At 42.2% G+C, this 23511-nt stretch carries 12 protein-coding genes and 4 tRNA genes; 9 read left to right on the forward strand and 7 right to left on the reverse strand.

All coding sequences use genetic code 11. The annotated features are described in order from the left end of the window. Positions 1-30: 30 nt before the first annotated feature. The 7 genes from Q4557_RS09165 (at position 31) to Q4557_RS09195 (ending at position 14638) form a co-directional block, all read left to right on the forward strand. A complete protein-coding gene (locus Q4557_RS09165) occupies positions 31-6282 on the forward strand; it encodes an Ig-like domain-containing protein (RefSeq protein ID WP_303412239.1) in 6252 nt (2083 codons plus the stop codon). A 90-nt stretch (positions 6283-6372) separates the two neighbouring features. Then, the gene (locus Q4557_RS09170) at positions 6373-8547 is read left to right on the forward strand and encodes a type I secretion system permease/ATPase (protein WP_102519698.1); all 2175 of its coding nucleotides are present in this window, start codon (positions 6373-6375) and stop codon (positions 8545-8547) included. Then, the gene (locus tag Q4557_RS09175; RefSeq protein ID WP_102439728.1) at positions 8547-9929 is read left to right on the forward strand and encodes an HlyD family type I secretion periplasmic adaptor subunit; all 1383 of its coding nucleotides are present in this window, start codon (positions 8547-8549) and stop codon (positions 9927-9929) included. The genes Q4557_RS09170 and Q4557_RS09175 overlap by 1 nt, the downstream gene beginning before the upstream one ends. 25 nt (positions 9930-9954) lie before the next feature. After that, positions 9955-11376: a TolC family outer membrane protein gene (locus Q4557_RS09180; RefSeq protein WP_102439729.1), complete on the forward strand. Its 1422-nt coding sequence runs from the start codon at positions 9955-9957 to the stop codon at positions 11374-11376. Continuing rightward, positions 11376-11972 carry an OmpA family protein gene (locus tag Q4557_RS09185; RefSeq protein WP_303412365.1) on the forward strand — a complete coding sequence of 199 codons (597 nt, stop codon included), beginning with the start codon at positions 11376-11378 and terminating at the stop codon, positions 11970-11972. The genes Q4557_RS09180 and Q4557_RS09185 overlap by 1 nt, the downstream gene beginning before the upstream one ends. A gap of 99 nt (positions 11973-12071) precedes the next feature. Next, positions 12072-12710 carry a transglutaminase-like cysteine peptidase gene (locus Q4557_RS09190; protein ID WP_303412367.1) on the forward strand — a complete coding sequence of 213 codons (639 nt, stop codon included), beginning with the start codon at positions 12072-12074 and terminating at the stop codon, positions 12708-12710. A gap of 5 nt (positions 12711-12715) precedes the next feature. Further along, positions 12716-14638 carry an EAL domain-containing protein gene (locus Q4557_RS09195; RefSeq protein WP_102439731.1) on the forward strand — a complete coding sequence of 641 codons (1923 nt, stop codon included), beginning with the start codon at positions 12716-12718 and terminating at the stop codon, positions 14636-14638. 217 nt (positions 14639-14855) lie between these two features. Here the strand turns inward: Q4557_RS09195 and Q4557_RS09200 are convergent. The 4 genes from Q4557_RS09200 to Q4557_RS09215 form a co-directional block, all read right to left on the reverse strand. After that, positions 14856-14932, reverse strand: a tRNA-Pro gene (locus Q4557_RS09200). Between the two features lie 162 nt (positions 14933-15094). Further along, positions 15095-15171, reverse strand: a tRNA-Pro gene (locus Q4557_RS09205). Between the two features lie 43 nt (positions 15172-15214). Then, positions 15215-15290 (reverse strand) — tRNA-His (locus tag Q4557_RS09210). Between the two features lie 40 nt (positions 15291-15330). Then, positions 15331-15407, reverse strand: a tRNA-Arg gene (locus Q4557_RS09215). A gap of 207 nt (positions 15408-15614) precedes the next feature. On the opposite strand from Q4557_RS09215, the gene Q4557_RS09220 reads away from it, so the two are divergent. Beyond that, a complete protein-coding gene (locus Q4557_RS09220) occupies positions 15615-18287 on the forward strand; it encodes a diguanylate cyclase (RefSeq protein ID WP_303412247.1) in 2673 nt (890 codons plus the stop codon). Here the strand turns inward: Q4557_RS09220 and rep are convergent. Then, complete coding sequence (gene rep / locus Q4557_RS09225) at positions 18277-20289, reverse strand: DNA helicase Rep (RefSeq protein ID WP_102439733.1); 2013 nt, start codon at positions 20287-20289, stop codon at positions 18277-18279. The genes Q4557_RS09220 and rep overlap by 11 nt on opposite strands. Before the next feature lie 212 nt (positions 20290-20501). On the opposite strand from rep, the gene Q4557_RS09230 reads away from it, so the two are divergent. Then, positions 20502-20753 carry an accessory factor UbiK family protein gene (locus tag Q4557_RS09230; RefSeq protein WP_076541888.1) on the forward strand — a complete coding sequence of 84 codons (252 nt, stop codon included), beginning with the start codon at positions 20502-20504 and terminating at the stop codon, positions 20751-20753. Between the two features lie 97 nt (positions 20754-20850). Here the strand turns inward: Q4557_RS09230 and Q4557_RS09235 are convergent, their stop codons facing one another. Next, positions 20851-22005, reverse strand: coding sequence for an alanine--glyoxylate aminotransferase family protein (locus Q4557_RS09235; protein WP_303412250.1), 1155 nt, complete (start codon positions 22003-22005; stop codon positions 20851-20853). Positions 22006-22431: 426 nt separating this feature from the next. After that, positions 22432-23331: a LysR family transcriptional regulator gene (locus Q4557_RS09240; RefSeq protein ID WP_303412251.1), complete on the reverse strand. Its 900-nt coding sequence runs from the start codon at positions 23329-23331 to the stop codon at positions 22432-22434. Positions 23332-23511 lie beyond the last annotated feature (180 nt).

Genomic DNA, 23511 nt, shown 5'->3' on the forward strand with positions numbered 1-23511 from the left:
ACCCTAACGCTGACTGATAGCGCTGGCACAGTGCAGGTCATCACTGGCGTCACTGTTGATGCCAATGGCGATTACAGTATTGCGGGCGTAGACATTTCAGGCCTGGTTGATGGCGACATTACTGTAGATGCCTCAGCTGTCGATCAAAACGGCCAAACAGTCACTAATGATGACACTGATAACATGGACGCCACTGCGGGTTCAATTGATGTAGCCCTCACCATTAATGATGGCGCTGAAACGGCTGACATTTCAGGTAGCACGACTGATGTCGCGCCAAACAGCACAGTCACCCTAACCCTGACCGATAGCGCTGGCACAGTGCAGGTCATCACTGGCGTCACTGTTGATGCCAATGGCGATTACAGCATTGATGGCGTAGACATTTCAGGCTTAGTTGATGGTGACATTACCGTTGACGCCTCAGCAGTCGACCAAAACGGTCAAACCGTTACCGATGCTGACACCGACAATATGGATGCGACACCAGGCTCAATTGATGTAGCCCTCACCATCAATGATGGCGCAGAAACCGCTGACATTTCAGGTACCACTACTGATGTCGCGCCAAACAGCACAGTCACCCTAACGCTTACCGATAGCGCTGGCACAGTCCAGGTCATCACCGGCGTCACTGTAGATGCCAATGGCGATTACAGCATTGATGGCGTAGACATTTCAGGCTTAGTTGATGGCGACATTACCGTTGATGCCTCAGCTGTCGATCAAAACGGTCAAACAGTCACCGATGCTGACACCGACAACATGGATGCGACTGCGGGCTCTATTGATGTAGCCCTCACCATCAATGACGGCGCAGAAACCGCCGACATTTCAGGTACCACTACAGATGTGGCGCCAAACTCAACCGTCACCCTAACGCTGACTGATAGCGCTGGCACAGTGCAAATCATCACTGGCGTCACTGTTGATGCCAATGGCGATTACAGCATTGATGGCGTGGATATTTCAGGCTTAGTTGATGGCGACATTACCGTTGATGCATCAGCTGTGGATCAAAACGGTCAGACTGTCACTAATGATGACACTGACAACATGGACGCCACGGCGGGTTCAATTGATGTGGCTCTTACCATCAATGACGGCGCAGAAACCGCCGACATTTCGGGTAGCACCACCGATGTCGCAGAAGATAGCACTGTCACCCTCATTCTCACCGATAGCGCCGGCAACATCCTTGAGGTGACGGGCGTCACTGTCGATGCCAATGGCGATTACAGCATTGCAGGCGTGGATATTTCAAGCCTGGTTGATGGTGACATCACAGTAGACGCTTCAGCAGAAGATAGGAATGGTAATACTGTTGTCGCTGATGCCATCGATAACCTGGATGCCACAGCGCCGACACTAGATATTACTATTGCCGATGCAAATTTAGGATTTGGAGAAAGCACTCTCGTTACATTTACATTTAGCGAAGAAGTCACAAACTTTAACCTTGTCGACGATATTATTGTTAATGGTGGCACATTAAGTGGCCTTGTGAGTAATGATGGTGGTGAGACTTGGACTGCTACCTTTACGCCAACTGATGGCTATAGTGGTTCTGCTAGTATCATTGTTAATGATGATAGCTACACTGATTTATCAGGTAATTTAGGTACTGGTGATAATGAATCACTCATAATTGCAGGCAACACTGTTGATGCTGTCGATGATGCTGTAGGGACCACTTTTTCAACCACTGCTGACTCAGCCAACGGTTGGGTAAGTCCTACAAATGCTGATGGCGAAGCTGATTTTGTGATTAGCGCCAGAAATGCTGACGGTAGCACTGGAACACTGACTTATAATGATGGCACTAATCAATTAGGTGTGGATGGGTCTCCAAGATCCACAGACCAAATTACAAGTCAGATTGAGTATGATTCTGCATCAGGAACATCAGAAGCGATTGTCATTGATTTCAATGGCCTAGTTAATGAAGCAACCTTTAGTGTTTCTAGAATGTTTGCTGATGAAAATAGTGGTGAGCAAGGTACTTGGTACGCTTATTACAATGGTCAATTGGTCGCAACCGAAACCTTTTCAACAACTAGTGGCACAACCGGCACATTTACAATTAATACTGGCAACCTTGTATTTGACCAGCTGGTATTTGAAGCTGCACCAACTATTAGTGAAGTAAATGGAGGGCCAGATCTCACTGACTCCTCAGACTACTACTTAGACTCTGTCACTGTCACAGGACCTGCACTGGTTGATGCTTATGTTGTTCAAGAGGATCAGATATTAACCATTAGTGATATCACAGAAGGTTTATTTGCTAATGATACTGATGCCCAAGGTCATAGCTTCAGTATTAGTCATGTCAATGGTTCGAGCTACACATATGGACAAGCAATCACGTTAACCAGTGGTGCTATCGTCACTATCAATGCTGATGGTACTTACAGCTATGATGTCAACGGTGCTTTTGATTCGTTAACTGCGGGAGAATTGGATACCGATACTTTCACATACACGATTACCGATCAATATGGTGCCGTAGATACTGCAACCGTTACCATTAATATCGTGGGGATTAATAATAACCCTGTATCAGGTAGCGATTCATTCTCAACGTCAGAAAGTGAGTTACTCACATTTACAACCAATGATTTAGTGAACAATGATACCGATGCTGAAAATGAGACTTTAACCATCAGTGGTTTTGCGCCTGATGCATCTGATACAAGTAAGATTGACGCGACCGAAGCGGGCGCCTCATTCACAACCACATTAGGTGGAACGATTACCATCAATGCTGATGGCACCTACAGTTATCAAGCGCCGAGCTTAGTGCACAATGCAGGCGATGTGATAGTGGATACTTTCTACTATCAGGTCACTGATGGAACAGGAAATTCAAGCTGGACAGCTATCACTATCGATGTGGTAGATACTGCGCCAACCGCTTTAGATGACTTAGATAGTATTGGTTTTGGTGGCACAGCCTATGGCAATGTCATCACTGGTGCTGGTACTGATGGCAGTGGAATAGATCAACTTGGTGCTGATGCTGCCTCAATTATAAGTTTCAATTTCCAAGGCACGACCTACTCCAATTTTGATCCTGATGGCAATATTACTATCGTAACCGACAAGGGTATTTTGATTGCCAATCAGGACGGAAGTTATACCTATGAATCGACTCAAACAGATACTATTGCAGAAAGTTTTGATTACAACGACCTACTCAATAGTAACGGTATTTCATTAAGTGGCATCAATAATGTTAACAATCTAGATTTAACCAATTTAGGCGCTCCTGGTAATAATATTGGAAACAATGGAAGCCGTGTTGGTGTTGGAGGCAATGTAATCAATGGCAACGAAGCCATGATTATTGATTTAGGCACCAACGACAGCTTTACTCAGGCGACTATTGGATTAAATGGTGGTACTTTCGAGGCCACTTGGACTGCTTATGCTGCCGATGGAACTACCATTGTCGCCACCGGAAGTACCACCAATAATAGTATCAACATTATTAGCAATACCGCATTCCAATACATTGTCTTAACATCTGCGAGTGGCAATTATGGCTTAAACAGCTTAACTGCGACATCTGTCGGTGACGGCATCCTCGTCTCTGAAGAATTCAGTTACATTCTCGAAGATATTGACGGAGATACTTCTGAAGCGACATTAACGGTAAACCAAGACTCTACTCCAATTGCAACAGCTGACAGTCAAACCGTTTCAGAAGCAGGGCTGGTTCAAGGTACAGAGGAAGGCAGTAATTCTCATATTGCTACGGGTAATTTATTCGACAATGACTCTGGCGTTAGTGCTTCGACTATCATTGCCAGCATTGAAGGCCAGAGCCCATCCGATGGCATCATTACAATCAATACCACTAATGGCACATTAACTGTCTATACCGAAGATGCAGTGGGTATACGTGCAGGTGATTATCAATATGAACTTAATAATACCAACAACACAGGCACTGATTTACTCGAAAACTTTAATTATATTATCGAAAATAGCAGTGGTGTTACCAGTGACGCTAATCTTGAAATAACCATTGTTGATGATATTCCTATTGCTAATGATATAACCCAAAATCTACAAACAAGTGCAGAACCTACCACTACTAACTTAACCTTTGTACTCGATGTTTCTGGCAGTATGGGCAATTCGGCGGGCAATGGTAAAAGCTATCTTGAAACTGCAGTTGAGTCACTCACCGCACTGATTAAAGAAGTTGATCAAACAGGTAATGTTAATTTACAAATCATTACTTATTCAAGCGGGACCGCAAACTCTGGTTGGTTACTGGATGATATTGATGGCGCGATTAATTACTTAAACAGCTTAGTCGCAAATGGCGGTACTAACTACGCAGCAGCCATTAATACTGTTATGGATAGTGGAGATTTACCCACTGGCGCCGATCAAAACTTTGTTTACTTTATCTCTGACGGTGTACCATCATCTGGGCAAGAAGTAGATACGGACCAACAAACTGAATGGCAAACTTACGTTCAAGATAATTATGATATTTCTTTCGGAATCGGTATTGGCAATGCCAGCTTAGATGAGCTGCTGCCTATTGCTTACCCTGAAATAAATGGTAATGAAGAATATGCCATTGTCGTAGACGACGCAGACGACCTTACTACTACCATTCTTAACTATTTCGATAACAGTACGATTGTTGGAGACTTAGGCATCATAACGGGAGATAGCACCACTGGCGTATTGATCGGCGCCGATGGCGGCCGTGTTGATAGCATCACCTTAGGGGGTGCCACCTACAATTATGACCCTGCTAATCCTGAGCAAGTACTCACCACAAGTTTTGGTGGCACATTTACCATAGATTTTGAAACAGGCGTATATAACTACTTCATTGATGTTGATGAAAATATTCTCAATCAACAAGAAAACATAGACATTGAAATTCTGGATAATGACGGAGATAGCAATTCACTCTCTTTGGTTATTGAACTTGATTACTATGCCGGACTTGATGCAAACGTAAATAATATCATTACTAATCAGGCTGATGGTTCAACACTCAATATTGATACAGCCTATCTAACTCATGGAGACGCAACGCCAAGTTCTGCGGCTATAACCTCCGTTGACGGTGGCGCGAGCTTATCCAATGGCGTCGTTACTGTAAATGCTGCCAATGATGGCGATAACTTTAATTACACCCTTGAAGGCAATGGTGCATCTGACAGTGCTGAAGTTACCGTTGATTATCAAAATTCAACCACACTTACAGGCACCCATGAAAACGATATCATCATTGCAAATTCAACCAATAGCGGCGGTACGCAAGCCATTGTTAATGCCACTGTAAGAGCGGGTGACACTTATAATGCGACTAACCAATTCGGATTCCAAGTCGCTGCACTTGCCGCAGGTTTATCAATTACTCAGATTCAAATTGATTTAAGAGCAGGCACAGATACAAATGCAGAATTTGATATCAGTGACACGACAATAGCTGTTGGTAGTGACTCGGTTGGTATTACTGATTCAGCTAATGATATTTTTGCTGCCATGACTAATGATAATTCGGTATTAACCATGAACTTTAGTAATGGAGACTTCACTGAAGGAGATTCATTCTGGTTTGCATTCGATACTGATAGCCTTGGTTCTGATAATGGTAGTGATCTAGCAGCGCAAGCCGCCACATTCACAATTACCCTCAGTGATGGTTCAACTCAAACAGCAACCTATATTAGCGATGGACAAAGTGGTTCAACTGGTCAGATATATGTCTCTGATAGTGTCTTAGATGGCGGCGCTGGCGACGATGTACTAATCGGTGGCAGTGGTAACGACTTGCTCATTGGCGGTGAAGGCGATGACCTGTTAATCGGTGGTTTAGGTGATGATTTACTCATTGGCGGCGAAGGTGATGATACTTATACCTGGTTAGCAAATGATATTGGCACCGACACCATTAGTGGTTTTGACATCAACGCTGACAAATTAGATTTGAGTGACTTATTGCAAGGGGAAGATACTGACACCCTAACAGACTTCTTAAGCATCTCTTTTGCTGATGGTAATACCACGATCACCATAGATGCCGATGACAACAATAGTGTTGATCAAGTCATTGTACTCGATGGGGTAGATTTATCTGATAATAGCAATTATGGCACCACTGATGAGGGTGTTGTTATTAGTGGTCTGTTAGCAGATGGGGCGTTAATTATTGACTCTGCTGCAGATGAAAGTGCTGCCGTAGCTAGTAATCAAGCTACAGGCATATTCCAGATACAAAGTGATGAAAATATTATTCCATAAATACAACACTTTGTTGGCGTCACGTTGTATCATAACGGCGCTAACAAGGTAGTTACTTTTATAACAATAATTCTAAAGGATAAGCATTAGGTGCCAGCAACTGCATCAAACAATCAAGAACAGTGGACTATTTCAGCGTCCCAACGGACCACTGTTGATCCATTACTTGATTGCTTAGTCTTAATGACTGAACATTTTGGTTCGCCATGCTCAAGTGACTCACTTGCGGCAGGCTTACCATTAACTGGCGCTAACATCACTCCAGATTTACTACCGCAAGCTGCCTCGCGTGGTGGTTTGTCAGCTAAATTAACCCGTAAAGATCTTAATCAAATATCAGCTATTTTACTGCCTTGTATTTTACTGCTTAAAGATAAAAAAGCCTGCATATTACATAGCCTTGATATCGATGCTGACAAAGCAACCATTCAATTACCCGAAACCGGTGGAGAAGAAGTTCTCACCATTGAAGAACTAGAAACCCTTTATGTGGGTTATCTATTTTTAGTTAAACAAGAGTTTCGTGGCGATAACAGCTTTGATGTTCACATTCACGATAATAGTACTCACTGGTTACTACAAAGCATTAAAGACTCAGCACCCATCTATCGAGATGCCCTGATTGCATCTGTGCTAGTTAACTTATTCGCATTGGTATCACCATTATTCATCATGAATGTATACGATAAAGTGGTACCGAATTTAGCCTTTGAGTCATTATGGGTACTCGCCATTGGCGCAGGAATTGCCTATTTATTTGATCTTATTTTACGTCAGTTACGCAGCTACTTAATTGATGTTGCAGGTAAAAAAGTCGATATCATTGTTTCTTCAAAATTATTTGCCAAAGCAATTGGGATTCCACTATCAAAACGCTCCCCTAGCGTGGGCGGCATGGCAAGGCAATTAAGTGAATTTGACAGTATTCGAGAAATTTTAACCTCTGCAACCATCACCACCTTAGTGGACCTTCCGTTCGCCCTACTGTTTGTCACCATTATTTATATTGTTGCCGGCGACCTAGCGGTTATCCCAGTTCTTGGGGGGATTATCATTATCGGCTTTACGTTCTACATCCAACCAAAACTTAAGGCCGCAATTGAAGAAAGTAACCGCTTTTCAAGCCTCAAGCACGGCCATTTGATTGAAAGCTTAACGGCATTAGAGTCCATTAAAGCTAATGGCGCAGAAGGCCTAGTACAAAAAAGTTGGCAGCAGATGATAGGCCACACCGCTAACTGGCAGCTTAAATCTAAAAAACTCACTAATGCCGTCAGTAATGTGGCTAACTTTATTGTGCAGCTTACCGTCGTCTGCGTGGTGATCCTTGGGGTGTATCGGGTGGCTGATAATGCTATCTCAATGGGCGGCATTATCGCAGCGGTGATGCTTTCAAGCCGCGCAATCTCACCGATGGCGCAACTTGCAGGGCTAATTACTCGAGGCAACCAAACAGCAAGCTCGCTACGCCAACTTGACGAGGTAATGAACCAAGAAGAAGAGTTTGAAAACAAAGGCCATTTGGTTAGCAAACAGCGCTTACAAGGTAAAATTGATGCTGACAACATCGCTTTCAGCTTTCCTGAAGCCGAAAGACCTGTGCTACATCCGCTTTCCGTCCACATAAAACCCGGTGAGCGTATTGCTATTATCGGCCGTAATGGCTCAGGCAAAAGTACCTTAGCAAAACTGTTAGTTGGCTTGTATAAACCCACTCAAGGCAGCCTGCGTTACGATGGCTTAGATGCGGGTCAAATTCACCCCAGTGATTTACGTAAAAATTTCGGCTATTTGCCCCAAGATGTGACCCTTTTTCATGGTTCTATTAAAGATAATATTCTTTTTGGCACCCGTCAGGTGACAGAGCATCAACTTATTCGTGCAGTGCAGCTTTCTGGGGTCAGTATGTTTACTAACCTTGAGTCTGAAGGTTTAGATCAGCAAGTAGGTGAAGGCGGCTTGTCATTAAGCCGAGGGCAACGTCAAACCGTTGCATTAGCAAGAGCAACCTTAAATGACCCGCCCATCTTATTAATGGATGAACCAACAGCCAGTTTAGATGCTCGCGCTGAAAAACAGTTTATTCGCTCAATGGAGCATGTCAGTAAAGACCGCACTTTATTACTGATCACCCATAAGATGCACTTATTACGTTTAGTTGATCGCATTATCGTACTTGATAAGGGCCATATTGTTGCCGATGGCCCCAAAGATCGCGTGCTTGAAAAACTCAATAATGGCTTACTTGCAGGAGGGCGCAGTTAATGACTAACAAGCTCTCTAACCATGATTTAGACATGGTCGATGATGTTTATGGTGCCATGATGACCGAGTCACCACGTGGTCATCACCTAATCATTTGGTCAATTGCGGCCATGTTTATCTGCTTCTTTATTTGGGCCTATTTTTCTGAATTAGATCAGGTAACTTCAGGAATGGGCAAAGTTATCCCCTCTTCCCAAGTGCAACTCATTGATAGTTTGGATGGTGGCGTACTACAAGAAATCTATGTCCAAGAAGGCATGATAGTCACCAAAGGTCAGCCATTAGTCAAAATTGATGACATTCGCTTCCGCTCAGATTTCGCTCAACAAGAACAAGAGGTTTATAGCTTACAAACTAATGTGATCCGCCTGCGAACCGAGCTAGATAGTATTGTTATTTCTGACATGTCTTCAAACTGGCGCGAGCAAGTTAAAATCACGAAGCAGCCATTAGTTTTTCCTGATGAGATTATCAATGATGAGCCTAACTTAGTTAAAAACCAACAAGCTGAATACAGCGGCCGTTTAGATAATCTCAGCAATCAGTTAGAAATTTTGGTGCGCCAAATTCAGCAGCGCCAACAAGAAACTGAAGAGTTAAGCTCTAAAATTATCACCCTAACCAAAAGCTATCAGCTGATTTCACGGGAATTAGAACTCACTAAACCCCTAGCACAAAAAGGTATCGTTCCTGAAGTTGAGCTATTAAAACTTGAACGTACTGTTAATGACATTCAAGGCGAGCTTAAAACCTTACGTCTACTGCGGCCTAAATTAAAAGCCACTATGGATGAAGCTATCCTTAAACGCCGTGAGGCGGTATTTGTTTACGCTGCTGATTTACGCGCCCAATTAAATGAAATGCAAACTAAGCTATCTAGGATGAACCAAGCGCAAATAGGCGCGTTCGATAAGATCAGCAAAGCCATTATTACCTCACCCGTTAACGGCACCATTAAAACCTTACACATGAATACCTTAGGGGGTGTGGTACAACCAGGTGAAGAGATTATTGAAATTGTGCCATCAGAAGATCAGCTACTGATTGAGACTAAGATAACCCCACAAGATATTGCATTTTTACACCCAGGATTACCCGCAATCGTCAAAGTGACCGCTTATGACTTTACCCGCTACGGCGGCCTCAAAGGCACCGTAGAGCACATTAGTGCCGATACCAGTTTAGATGAAGAAGGCAACAGCTTTTATACCATCCGAGTACGAACCAAAGAATCAAATTTGATAAAAAAAGATGGCACACAGATGCCAATTATTCCGGGAATGCTTACCTCAGTAGACGTAATAACCGGACAAAGAACAATCCTTGAGTATATTTTAAACCCTATTTTAAGGGCTAAAGAAACTGCACTTCGAGAGAATTAAACAAAAAACCTGGAGGGTTTTTTACATGAAATTGAATATAACCCAGTGTCGTAAGTTAAGTATTTTGGCATTGGCAATGTCTGCATTTTTTGCAGTACCTACTCTAAACGCGCAATCGTTAGAACAAGCTGTCGCCCATACTTTGGATACTAATCCAGAGTTGCGTATTGCCTTTAATCGCTTTAAAGCCCGTGAGGAGCAAGTTAATCAAGCTGTGGCAGGTTATATGCCAACAGTTGATTTAACCGGCGCCTATGGTTGGGAGCAAACGGACAGCCCCTCAACCCGACGTAAAAGCCAGCCTGGTAACGATAATTTAGATGATGGCGTTATGGAGCTCGAACGTGGTGAAGCAGGTTTTAGCATCAAACAGATGTTATTTGACGGCTTCTATACCAGCAGTGAAGTTGATCGCTACTCATTTGAAGCCAGTGCTGAACAGTGGGCATTATTTGCCGCTGCTGAAGATATCGCTTTAGAAGTAAGTAAGGTTTACACCAATTACATTAAAGCTGAGCAGCTATTAGTGTTATCGGAAAAAAACCTCAGAAGTCATGAAGAAATATACGACCAAATTAAGCAGCGCACCGAATCAGGCTTAGGCTCCATTGCTGATTTATCGCAAATATCAGGTCGATTAGCTCGTGCTAACGCTAATGTTATGGCAGCTAAAAATAACCTATTAGATGCGAAAGCACAGTATATTCGTATTGTCGAAAAAGAACCTGATAACTTAGTTGCACCAGTGCCAGATATGGATTTGATGCCTGATAATATCGCTGAAAGCGTGCTGATGGCCCAAGAAAATCATCCGATCCTTAAATCTGCCAATAGCGATATTAACGCCGCAGATAAAGAACGAAAATCAGCGCAGTCAAATTACTATCCAAAGTTCTCATTAGAATTAAATGGTAATTGGAATAATGATGTAGATGGTGAAGATGGTTACGGCACTGGCAGTGCTCTCAACCCTAATGTCGGCGGCCATAATAACGATTTAGTCGGCATGGTACGAGTTAAATACAACCTTTTCTCAGGTGGTAAAGATCTCGCACGGGAAAAGGAAGCTGCTTACAAAATCAATGAGGCCAAAGAAATTCGTCAACGGGCACATCGCCAAGTTATTGAAGGGGTGCATTTATCTTGGAATGCTTATGAGATGCTAGCACCGCAAAAACGCTATATTCGCGACCATGTGATTGCCTCTAAAGATACCCAAGTAGCTTATTCTCAACAGTTTAATTTAGGCCAACGTAGCTTGCTGGATTTACTCGATACTGAAAATGAGCTGTTTCAAGCCCGTAAAGATTACCTGCAAACTGAGTTTGACGAAACGGCGGCAAAATATCGGCTGCTAAATGCAACGGGTAGATTGCTTGACTCGTTGCGGGTCACACGTCCAGATATTTGGCAAGGTGAACGTGATTATGAAGGTGGAGTAAGATGATGAAATATTTGTTTTTGCTACTTGTAATAAGCTTAGCGACTGGCTGTTCGATGCGAGACACTGTCACTATGGATACGGCCACGCAACAAGAGTTTGATCTTAATGATAATGATAATGACGGTGTGATTATGGCCCGTGAGCGCTGCTTAGAAACGGTCATTGGTGCTGATATCGACAATTATGGCTGCGCCACCGTAAGCAAAATTAATGAGCGCCAGGAGTTACACATTCTGTTTGAAAATGACTCAGCAGACATTAACCCACGCTTTTATCAGCAAATTGAACAAATTGCGCAATTAATGAAGCTGTACCCTAGCACCAATGTCACCATTGAAGGCCATTGCAGTAAAACCGGTAGCTATGAGCATAATCTACACTTATCTCAAGCCAGAGCACAAAACGTTACCCAAATATTAGCTGACACTTTTGCTATTAATCCGTCAAGGCTCAATGCCATTGGCTATAGCTACGATAGACCTATTGATGAATCTGACTCAGCCGAGGCTAATGAGGCTAACCGCCGGGTTATTGCTGAAGTGACTGGCGATGATTCAAAAACAGATATGAAGTGGCACATTTATACTGTTGATCAGTAAAAATTGTCATTGAGGTGCTAACAGTTGCCTGATAATGGCCGTTCGAGGTTAGAACGTATAAAACAATGTTGTCATTATTCACTGCTAGCATCTGCTTTGATGGTATCGGGGCTTTTTGCCGCGCCACCAGCGCAAATTGATGCAAAAAAAACCATTAATGCTTTAACTGAGCATTACGGTGAAAGAGCTGGAAAACGCGCCACAGCTTGGTTCAACATCATCAATGAAGCACCGCAACTTGATGAGCTTGCCAGGCTAGAAAAGGTTAACCGTTTCTTTAACTTATTTAAGTTTGTTGACGATAAAGCCTTATGGGGCGAGTCTAATTATTGGGCTTCTCCGATGGAGTTTATTGGGGTCAATGCTGGTGATTGCGAAGATTTTTCTATCGCTAAATACTTTACCTTACTCCAAGTTGGTATACCTGAAGATAAACTCAGAATTACCATGGTAAAAGCCAAAACAGTAAACCAGTACCACATGGTGCTAGCTTACTATGAAACACCAGGCGCGGTACCACTGGTTTTAGACAATCTAGACCCGATAATAAAACCCGCGACAATGAGAAATGATTTAATACCTGTTTATAGTTTTAATGGTAAACAGTTATGGCTCAACAAAGAAAAAGGCCGAGGTGTGCTTGCTGGCTCCTCGTCACGTCTTGAAAAATGGAATGATTTAAAACTTAGATTGGGTATCGACCGCTTGCGTCAACCCAAACAAAAAATGGAGCAGTGACCAAGATGACCCTCTTTCGTCAAATCTATGCGTTACTTTTTGGTTTATTTTTACTGGTGGTGATCAGCTTAGGTTACGTGCAGTTTACTGAGACCCAAAGTTTCTTGAGTAAGCAGATGGAATCAGATTTAAATAATGCCAGTCATTCCCTTGGTATTATGCTCGTCCCTGCCCTTGAAAATGGTGATGATGTTGGCGCAGAAACCCTAGTCAATGTGATATTTGAAGGCGGTTATTACCAGCAAATTAAACTCACTTGGCTGGTTGATGGTAAGCAACAAGTGTGGAATAACGCCATCAGAATCGACGGTGTACCGCAGTGGTTTATTGACCTTGAGCTATTTAAAAGCATCACCAAAGAGACTGTCTTAACCTCAGGCTGGCTGCAATTAGCTAAAATAGAAATTACCGCTCACCCTGGGTTTGGCTACCATGAACTGTGGCGGATTATTTCTAATACCATTATCATTTTTTCCATTCTATTTTTATTGGCTATCGTCTGCGCTCGCTTTGGCTTAGGCTTTATTTTAAAACCGTTACACGACCTTTCAATTCATGCAAAAAAAGTGGCTAATCAGCAGTTTGGACCTGATATGCCAATGCCTAAAACTAAAGAGCTGCAAGAGTTAGTAAGTGCATTTAATAGCATGTCGGCACAACTTAAACAGGTATTTAACTCACTGGATGAAGAAGTCTCAGCCCTACGTAAGAAAAACCTCGTCGACCAGGTTTCAGGGCTGCCAAATCGACAATATATGGTCAGTCGAATTAATGGCTGGTTAGCAGAGCCTAGCAGTGGAGCAATATTCTTAGCCAAATTTGACTGGTTAGAAACAGTGCACAGTAAATATGGTTATCAAGTACGTGATGAAACCATTAAATTGCTGTCACAAAAGCTGCAGCACCATTTAGATGAGGTAGCACCTTCTGTTATTGGCCGTATTGCCGCCTATGAATTTGCTTTTTTGATCGCCGATGTTGAACATGAACAGCTAACTAAATACTTACAAACCTTACTCAGAACCCTTAATAAGGAAATATCAAAAGCAGGTTGTAAGCCCAACGAAGGCTTTGCGATTGGTGTTGCAGAGCGCATTGGTCAAATGACCGTCAGTGATATTTTAGCCCAAGCTGACAATGCACTGCAGCAGTCACTAAAAGACAATAAAGTGTTTCATTGGTTTGAAACCGACGAACAACAATTATTTAGCCGTGAGCAATGGCGCACTAATCTCACCGATGCGATTCGAAATAAAAAATTCCAGTTCAGATGGCAGCCTATTTTGCTCAATCGCAAAAAAGAGGTATGCCAGCGGGAAGTTTACTGCCAACTTACCGTCGACGACAAATTGCAACACGCAGGTCAATTTATGCCTTATGTTGAGTTATTGTCATTAGGCACCTTGCTGGATCAATGTTTAATTGAAACTGTGGTAGAAAACCGACTTTTAGAGCGAAATTATGAGCCACTCGCTATTAACCTCACCTTTCAAAGTATTAGTGATATTCATTTTCACACTTGGTTGCAGCAGTTTTTACGTCATTGCAATTTCCCTGAAAGGATCTGTTTTGATATACCTGAAGCCAGTGTTTATAGTGATTTAGAAAACTGTGAAAAGTTATGCCATATTATTCGTGATAACGGGGCAACATTTGGTATTGATCATTTCGGCCGTCAATTTGGTTCAATGGCCTATTTACAAAGCCTGCGCCCAAGTTATGTCAAACTGGATCAATCCTTTGCCTATATGGAAGATGACCAACACAATATTGAGCTATGTAGAGCCTTATCGAATGTGGCCAAAGGCTTAGATATTCAAGTCATAGTCACCGGAATACAGCAGCAAACACAGTTAGAACGTTTTGCCTCCATGCGACTTGATGCTTACCAAGGCTTTATTTCACCACCGGTTTCCATCAACATTTAATTTATCAGCCAATAAGGTAATTCATACCCAAAAAACCACATGCAAATGTGGTTTTTTATTATCTGTAACCTGCATTAATGTATAACAAACCCAGCGATGCTAACTAAACGTACCAACCATTGAGGTAACAAGGGAGTAGCTAAAGGGGATGATGCTGCACAAGGAGTTTATTTGAAATACAAAAAAGCCACTCATTGAGTGGCTTTTTTGTTAAATGTGGTCGGTGATAGAGGATTCGAACCTCTGACCCTCTCGTCCCAAACGAGATGCGCTACCGGGCTGCGCTAATCACCGAAATTTTTACTGATATTCTAAGTCTTATAAGGTCAACCCTTTGCTTCACTCTAAAAGAGTGAGTGACGCGTTATCAACAACGCTATTCACTGAATGTAACTTTTTATACGGTAGGCCAATCTGATAGGATCAAAATAAATCACTAATTGGAATACTAAAATTTGGTCGGTGATAGAGGATTCGAACCTCTGACCCTCTCGTCCCAAACGAGATGCGCTACCGGGCTGCGCTAATCACCGAAGATGTTGCAATTACGACACTTCTAAAAGAAGTTAAATTGAATGGGGTGACTGATGGGGCTCGAACCCACGACAACCGGAATCACAATCCGGGGCTCTACCAACTGAGCTACAATCACCACTGACCTTTCAATTTTGCTAACAAGCTACTGTACCGAATGGTGCGCCCAGAAGGATTCGAACCTTCGGCCTTACCCTCCGGAGGGGTACGCTCTATCCAGCTGAGCTATGGGCGCTCGCCTTGGTTAGCGACGCACATAATAGGGATAAATCAGCTTCACGTCTACCTTTGTTTTTAATTTTTTTTCTGTTTGCTCATGTTTTGACTGAATTGGGATATTTTTGAGCATTTTTAATTATAAACTCATGTTGGTTCACATTATTGGTTAAGTTTCATATACTGAAACGTCAGTAAAAAGTCTTAAAGGAATTAAGGGCGTGCTATGGAAAAGGGAACCTTCCCCATATTTAGTTCAGATAATGTTGAGCACCTCAAAAGAAGAGTGTCACGACTAAGGCGTTTGCTAAGCAAATACAAACGTGCTGAAGTAATCCAAAATGCATTACTGGAAATTTCCAACATTGCCACTAACGCCATCTCCCTTGATGCTTTTTATCATGGCGTTCACTCTCACCTGCAAAAACTTATCCACGCTGATAACTTCTTTATTGCTGAACTCGATACCGACAGCAGTATTATTAGCTTGCCTTTTTTTGCCGATGAAAAAGATCCCCATCCAAGTGAGCTTTATCCCGATGAAGAAATATCAGCGCTGCTCAAACGGGGGATTACTGGCTACGTACTGAGAACTGGCGAGCCATTATTGTGTGATGATCAAGGTTTTGAGTCACTGGTAAAAGCAGGCGAAATAGATGACTTAGGTTCAGCCTGCCTGCAATGGTTAGGGGTACCAATTAAGCATAATGATAAGGTCACTGGCGTATTAGTTGTTCAAAGCTACAGTGATGACATCATATATGGTGAATTAGAATTAGAATTAATGGGCTTTATTTGCCACCATATCTCTGGGGTAATGGAACGTTTGCGTCATAATGAAGAGCTCGAAATTGCCATTGTGCAGCGAACTAAAGAGCTCAGTGATGCCTACGAAAAAGTAAAACAAGAGGTACAAGAGCGCGTAAAAGCTGAAAAGTTGCAATCAGCACTGTTTCAAATTGCAGATCTGTCGACCTCTGATGTTAGCCAATCTGTATTCTATCCACAGATCCACAAAATCATCAGCCAACTTATTCCTGCAGAAAATTGTTTTATCTCTTTAGTTAATAAAGCAAGCAATACGCTTTCTTTCCCCTTTTATGTCTCTAAGATGGCTTCAGAGCCGCCTAAGCCTCGTCCAATGCAAGATGGGCTAACAGAATATATTCTTAAGCATAAAAAGCCGCTACTGCTGCGCCAGCAAGATATTCAAGCATTAATTAAAGCCGGTGACATCTACGGCCATAATCCAGACTTAAACCACACTCACGCAATGGTGCAATGGATTGGTATTCCATTATTCATCCACGGTGAAGTCACCGGTGGGTTAACGATATACAGCTTAAGCGATAACGACTCTTTTGCGGTTAAAGATCTTGAGTTACTGACCTTTGTGTCACAACACATTGCCAATGCCATAGAAAAGAAATTAGCCGCAGAGCAGCTAAAAAGAAGTCATGAATTATTAGAAGACAAAGTCCAAAAGCGCACCCATGCTATCGCTGAAATGAATGACAATTTGCAGCGACAAATTATGCAGCGTAAAAAGATCGAAGCCCAATTAGTCTTTGATGCCAAACATGATAATTTAACCGGCTTACCCAATCGTAGCTTCTTTATGGAGCGCTTATCCCAAACCATTAAACATCTTAGGCGTAATAAAAATGAACAATGTGCATTATTGTTTATCGACTTAGATGGCTTTAAACAAATTAACGATACTTTAGGTCATTTAGAAGGGGATCGATTTTTAATTGAAACCTCAAAAAGATTAAAAGCGTGTATCCGTGATAACGATACCCTTGCACGTTTAGGCGGTGATGAATTTGTGATACTGCTAGACTCAATTCATCGTAAACAAGATGCTGAAGATGTCAGTGAACGCATACTTAAAGCCATCGCTCAGCCGTTTACATTAACCAGCCAACAGGTAATCTCCGGCGCTAGTATTGGCGTGGCTTATAGCGCAAAGAACACCTCCTATGACAGCGAGTCTATTTTACGTCATGCTGACACTGCTATGTATCAGGCAAAAGCCAAAGGTAAAGGTTGTTATGTGGTGTTTGATCAGCACATTGAGCAACACTTTAATCAAAGAGTGAAATTAGAGCAGGACTTCCAGCAGGCATTAGAAAATCACCATATAAATGTTAATTTAATCCCCGTGGTCGATTTTGATGGTCTGAGCATTTTGGCTTATGAGCCCATAGCCTCTTGGCAACACGCTACACATGGTAGTATCAGTCACCAACAACTGCAGTCATTGGCGAGTAAAACCCAAACTATCACCATTTTTGATGACTATATATTTAAATATATCGATAGTGGCTATAAGGCGTTAACTGACACCCTGGGCCACGCGCCACAAATTCACATGTCACTATCAAGCAAGCATATTAAGTTGAAATACGACTTACGAAGCTTAAAAAACACCATCAAAAATAGCCAAATCAGTCCAAGCCATTTATGGGTATTTTTCCATGAAAAAGCCTTCGTTAAAGACCGAAAAAACCATATCACGGCCTTTGATACTTTAACTGAGCTTGAGGTTAATATCGGCATTAATGGTTATGGCACAGGTTATAGCTCGTTAAGCAGCCTCAGCTTCTTGCCAATAAAAGCCCTTAAACTCGATGCTGACGCGAGCCAACACTTACTGAATAGCAAACAATTGCAATTGGCTAAAGCATATTGCCTCATTGCATCGACCTTGGGGTTTGAAATGTTTGCTGATGGAGTTAATACTGACGAACAACTCACAGCGTTACGACAGCTGGGGTACTACCAAGGTCAAGGGCGCTTATTCTCTGCTAACGACATCTGTATAAAAACGCAGTTAGAGAAAATAGCTGACACCCAACAAGAAGCGGAGTGTCAGTTAGCTAAGCTTACTTCTTAAACATATCTCGCAAGTTAGCGATATTGCTTTTACCGGTTTGCAGCCTTTCTTGCTCAGTTTGCTTTGGTTTACGGTTTTCCCAAATCAAGTCATCTTGAGGCAGTTCCATCAAAAAACGGCTTGGCTCACAGCGCATGGTTTCACCAAATTGGCGCCGTTCACGACACATAGTAAACCATAACTCTTTCTGTGCTCGGGTGATCCCCACATAAGCGAGTCGGCGCTCTTCATCGACATTGTCTTCATCAATACTCGACTGATGCGGCAAGATGCGCTCTTCGGTGCCCACCATAAACACATAAGGGTATTCGAGGCCTTTCGATGCATGTAGGGTCATCAGCTGTACTTGATCGCCGCCTTCATCCTCTTGGTTACGTTCCATCATGTCACGCAAGGTCAAACGGGTAACGACTTCAGGTAAGGTCATTGGTTCGTCCAAATCATCACCTTCAAGCATTTGAGTCACCCATTTATACAGCTCTGAAATATTCTTCATCCGCATTTCAGCTGCTTTAGCGCTGGTGCTGGTTTCATACAAATAATCTTCGTAGTTAATTTTACGAATAAGCTGCTTAATGGCGTCTACCGGTTCACCGCGGCTAGCCACTTCGCCGGTATCGACTATGAATTTACCAAACTGATATAACGACCCCATTGCCGCTGGCGACAGATGATGGTTTAGCTCAGCTTGAAAAATAGCTTCAAATAACGAGATGTGCTTTTCATTGGCATAACTGCCTAAACGCTCCAGTGTTGCAGGGCCAATACCACGTTTAGGAAGGTTAACAACCCTTAGGAAGGCATTATCATCATCTGGATTCACCACCAAGCGCAGGTAAGCCATAATGTCTTTAATTTCTGCGCGTGCAAAAAACGAAGTGCCACCTGAAAGCTTATAAGGAATGCGGTTAGTCATTAATGCACGTTCTAATAACCGCGATTGATGGTTACCCCGATACAAGATGGCATAATCACCAAACTGAGTACGGCCAACGAATTTGTGACGAATAATCTCCGCTACCACCCGCTCTGCTTCTTGCTCTTCATTGGCAGCAAATAGCACCCTAAGCGGCTCACCATAGGCTAGCTCACTGAATAAGGTTTTTTCATACACATGGGGGTTATTAGCAATTAAGATATTGGCCGCACGTAAAATACGTTGGCTAGAGCGATAATTTTGCTCTAGCTTAATCAAGCGCAGTTGCGGAAAATCTTTCCCTAGTAACACCAAATTTTGCGGTTTAGCACCACGCCATGAATAAATCGATTGATCGTCATCACCTACCACGGTAAATCGCGCACGCTCGCCAACTAACAGCTTCACCAGCTCATATTGGCTAGTATTAGTATCTTGATACTCATCCACCAGCAAGTATTGAATACGGGTCTGCCAGCGGGTTCTTACTTCTTCATTATGACGCAACAATAACGTCGGCAATAAAATCAGATCGTCAAAATCCAGCGCATTGTAGGCTTTCATTTGCTGGGCATAGCGCTGATAAAGCTTGGCAAATAATTGAGTTTGTTCGTCACCGCCACGTTTGAGCGCTTGATCAGGTACGACTAAATCACCTTTCCAGTTTGAAATGGCGCTAGCAAGCGCTTTGATGAGGTCTTTATCTTCTTCAAGCTCATCTTCTGTGAGCTCTTTTAATAATGCAAAGGTGTCTTGGTCATCAAACAGTGAGAAGCCAGCTTTTAAGCCCACCACTTTATATTCACGTTTAAGAATTTCTAAGCCTAAGGTATGGAAGGTTGAAATCCACAAACCGCGAGCTTCTTTACGCCCCATTGACTGCGAGACACGCTCTTTCATCTCACGGGCGGCTTTATTGGTAAAGGTCACGGCAGCAATATTGCGCGCCTTGTAGCCACACTTTTCAACTAAGTATGCAATTTTGTTAATAATTACCCGAGTTTTACCACTACCCGCCCCCGCTAAAACCAAGCAAGGTCCAGAAACATAGTGAACGGCATCATTTTGCCCAGGATTTAACTTCATGCTAACTAGATCACCAATAACGAAAATAAAAGGATCGTGATCATACCAGAAACCGCCAAGCTGCAATTAAAAATATCGATCGTTATGGTATTTTCGATCGTAATACTAAAAGTGACAAATGAAGGAGCAAACAATGGTGATTGCTTTGGAAAACGCCTCCGCCTCAGGTACAATCGAGCTAACAAACAGCTAATTTTAATATGGAATTGATAATGATTAATCCTAAAAAACTTGAAGAAGTTGCCAAGCAACTGAGTGATAATCTTCCTAGTGGCGTAAAGCAATTTGCCGGTGAATTTGAAGAACGTTCAAAGCAAATTCTACAAAACCAATTAATGAAATTAGATGTGGTCTCTCGCGAAGAGTTTGAAGTTCAGCAACACGTGTTATTAAAAACCCGTGAAAAGCTTGAAGCACTGCAAGCCCAAGTGGATGAATTAGAGAAAAAGTTCTCAGCTGAGTAGAAAATCGCTGGTATTTTCAGCCATCACCATGGCTAAAAAGCAATAAAAATGGCATCCAATTGGATGCCATTTTTATATAACATTTACATCAGCCTGCTTAGTTCAGCGCTTCTTCTAAAGCACGTAAACACAAGGCAACATTTTCGCGTCTTGCGCCGTAGCCCATCAAACCAATGCGCCAGGCTTTACCCGCCAATGCCCCAAGACCAGCACCTATTTCTAGGTTATAGTTTTCCAGCAACTGTTTACGCACTGCAGCGTCATCAACACCTTCAGGGATAAACACCGCATTGAGTTGTGGTAAACGGCACGCTTCATCAACAACAAAAGTAAGCCCTAGTTTTTCAAGGCCGGCACGCAGTAACTGATGCATATCAGCATGACGTTGCCATGCGTTTTCTAAGCCTTCATTGGCCAAAATACGTAATGACTCATGCAGTGCATAAAGGGCGTTTACAGGCGCGGTATGATGATAGCTGCGTTTTGCGCCACTATCTTTACTACCCCAATAACCCATTACCAAGCTTTGATCGAGGAACCAACTTTGAACAGGTGTTTTACGTTGCTTTAATTTCTCAACCGCTTTGGCTGAAAAAGACACTGGCGAAATCCCAGGCACGCATGATAAACACTTTTGGCTACCTGAATAGATGGCATCAATGCCCCAATCATCCACTCGTAATTCAACGCCGCCCAGTGATGTCACCGCATCGACAATGCTTAAGCAATCATGTTGCTGCGCTAATGCGCATAAGCTTTTAGCATCAGATACTGCGCCAGTAGAGGTTTCGGCATGGACAAAGGCTAAGAATTTGGCATCAGGGTTGGCTTGCAGCGCTGCTTCAACTGCGGATACTGAAACAGGTTCGCCCCATTCGTTATCAACCACAATCGCAGTCGCGCCAACGCGTTCGACATTCTGGCGCATACGTTCGCCAAACACCCCGTTACGACAGACGATGACTTTTTCACCTGGCTCAACAAGGTTTACAAAACAGGTTTCCATACCAGCGCTACCTGGCGCAGACACAGCTAGGGTCATTTCATTTTCAGTTTGAAATGCATATTGAATCAGCGCTTTTAGCTCATCCATCATGGCGACGAATAAAGGGTCTAAATGACCAATGGTGGGTTTTGCTTGCGCAGCAAGCACTTCAGGATAGACATCTGAAGGCCCTGGCCCCATAAGGGTGCGGCGAGGTGGATTAAAGGCACTAATTTTTGTTACAACATTAGATGGTACAGATAACATCAAAGTCTCCTTGGCTAGGTCTCACTATTTTATTTTAAAATATTATTGGTCAAATAATTACCCTACATAGAAGTATTAATTACAACCCACAAGTATTTTCTCGTTTAGGCTGTCACTGATGAGAACTGAGTCGGTTATTGAGCCTCACAAGTAAAAGCACCATAACATACCGACATAGCAAAAGGTGATGCCATAGATAACTTTTAGTCACTTACATTAACGTTCACTACTTTAACTAATCAGAAATAGAGACTGATAAATTTAAAAAATACATATAACGATGCCTAAAAAATTTCAACTATAATCACTATAAGTAAAGCCTTAATATTAATTTAATTCATTTATATATTATCTGCTTAATTTCAGCCAACTGAGGATTATTTTCATTTTAAATTAATAAACCACCTATCCATAATAATTAATTCACTAATTATATAAAGTGCAATTACTATATTGAATTCGATAAAACTCCTGCAACTCTAAAATAAGTTGTTTAAGGTTTGCACGCATAAATTCTCGTGTTCTATACACTAAATATAAATCTTGACATTGATAAATTTGACAATCAAATAACGCTACTAACTCTCCTGATTTAAAATAATGATTTAACTGAGTACCAGGCAGAGAAGCGACGCCCATTCCTTTAATTGCTAGCGTTGCAGCAATATCTATTGAGTCGGTAGAAATTGCCGGAAGGATTTTAGACACCCCTTTATTCCCACATTTCGAATGCCAGTGCCAACTTTTTTCATTCTTATTTACCGATGAATTAACAATACATTGATGCTTAGTTAAATCATCAGGATGTTTAGGTAGCCCATTAATACGAAGGTAATCGGGAGATGCACAAAAGTAACGCTTAAACTTATGCAATTTTTTAGCTATTAAAGCTATATCCTCAGGCAGTATAGGTGAAACCATTAGGTCACAGCCTTCCATCTTAACCATATCTTTCGGGCTTTTTGATACTAAACTTAGGTAGGTATTGGGATGGCGCTTACTATAATCTTCGATAAAACTCTCACTAAGCCAACGCGCCATAGGATGGGTTAATCCCAATACAATATGGCCTTTAGTGTCATTTATGTCACTTGATATTTCATCTCTCACTGAATCATGTTCAGCTAAAATGCAATCTGCTGATTGTAAGAATCTTACCCCTTGCGGTGTCAGTTCAACTTTGCCACCACTGCGATGTAATAGTTTTACTGAAAGCTCGTCTTCTAATTGCTTAATCCGTCGGCTTAATGCTGGCTGACTAATATCCAATATAAGTGCTGCTTGAGTAATGCTCATATAATGCGTCACTGATTTAAACATTCTCATACTCTCTATATCCATAAAAACCCTCACAAAGTTAAAAAATTATAAAAAGCACTCCCCAGTTAACATAAACACACCAAAATGAGATATATCTCAAAATTTTTAATTCAACATTTGCATAGCGGCAATACAATTAACAATAAGCGGATACTTTTTATTATTCATACCATATCACTCAAGCAT

The sequence above is a fragment of the Shewanella sp. 5_MG-2023 genome, from assembly GCF_030547465.1.
Classification (GTDB): Bacteria; Pseudomonadota; Gammaproteobacteria; order Enterobacterales; family Shewanellaceae; genus Shewanella.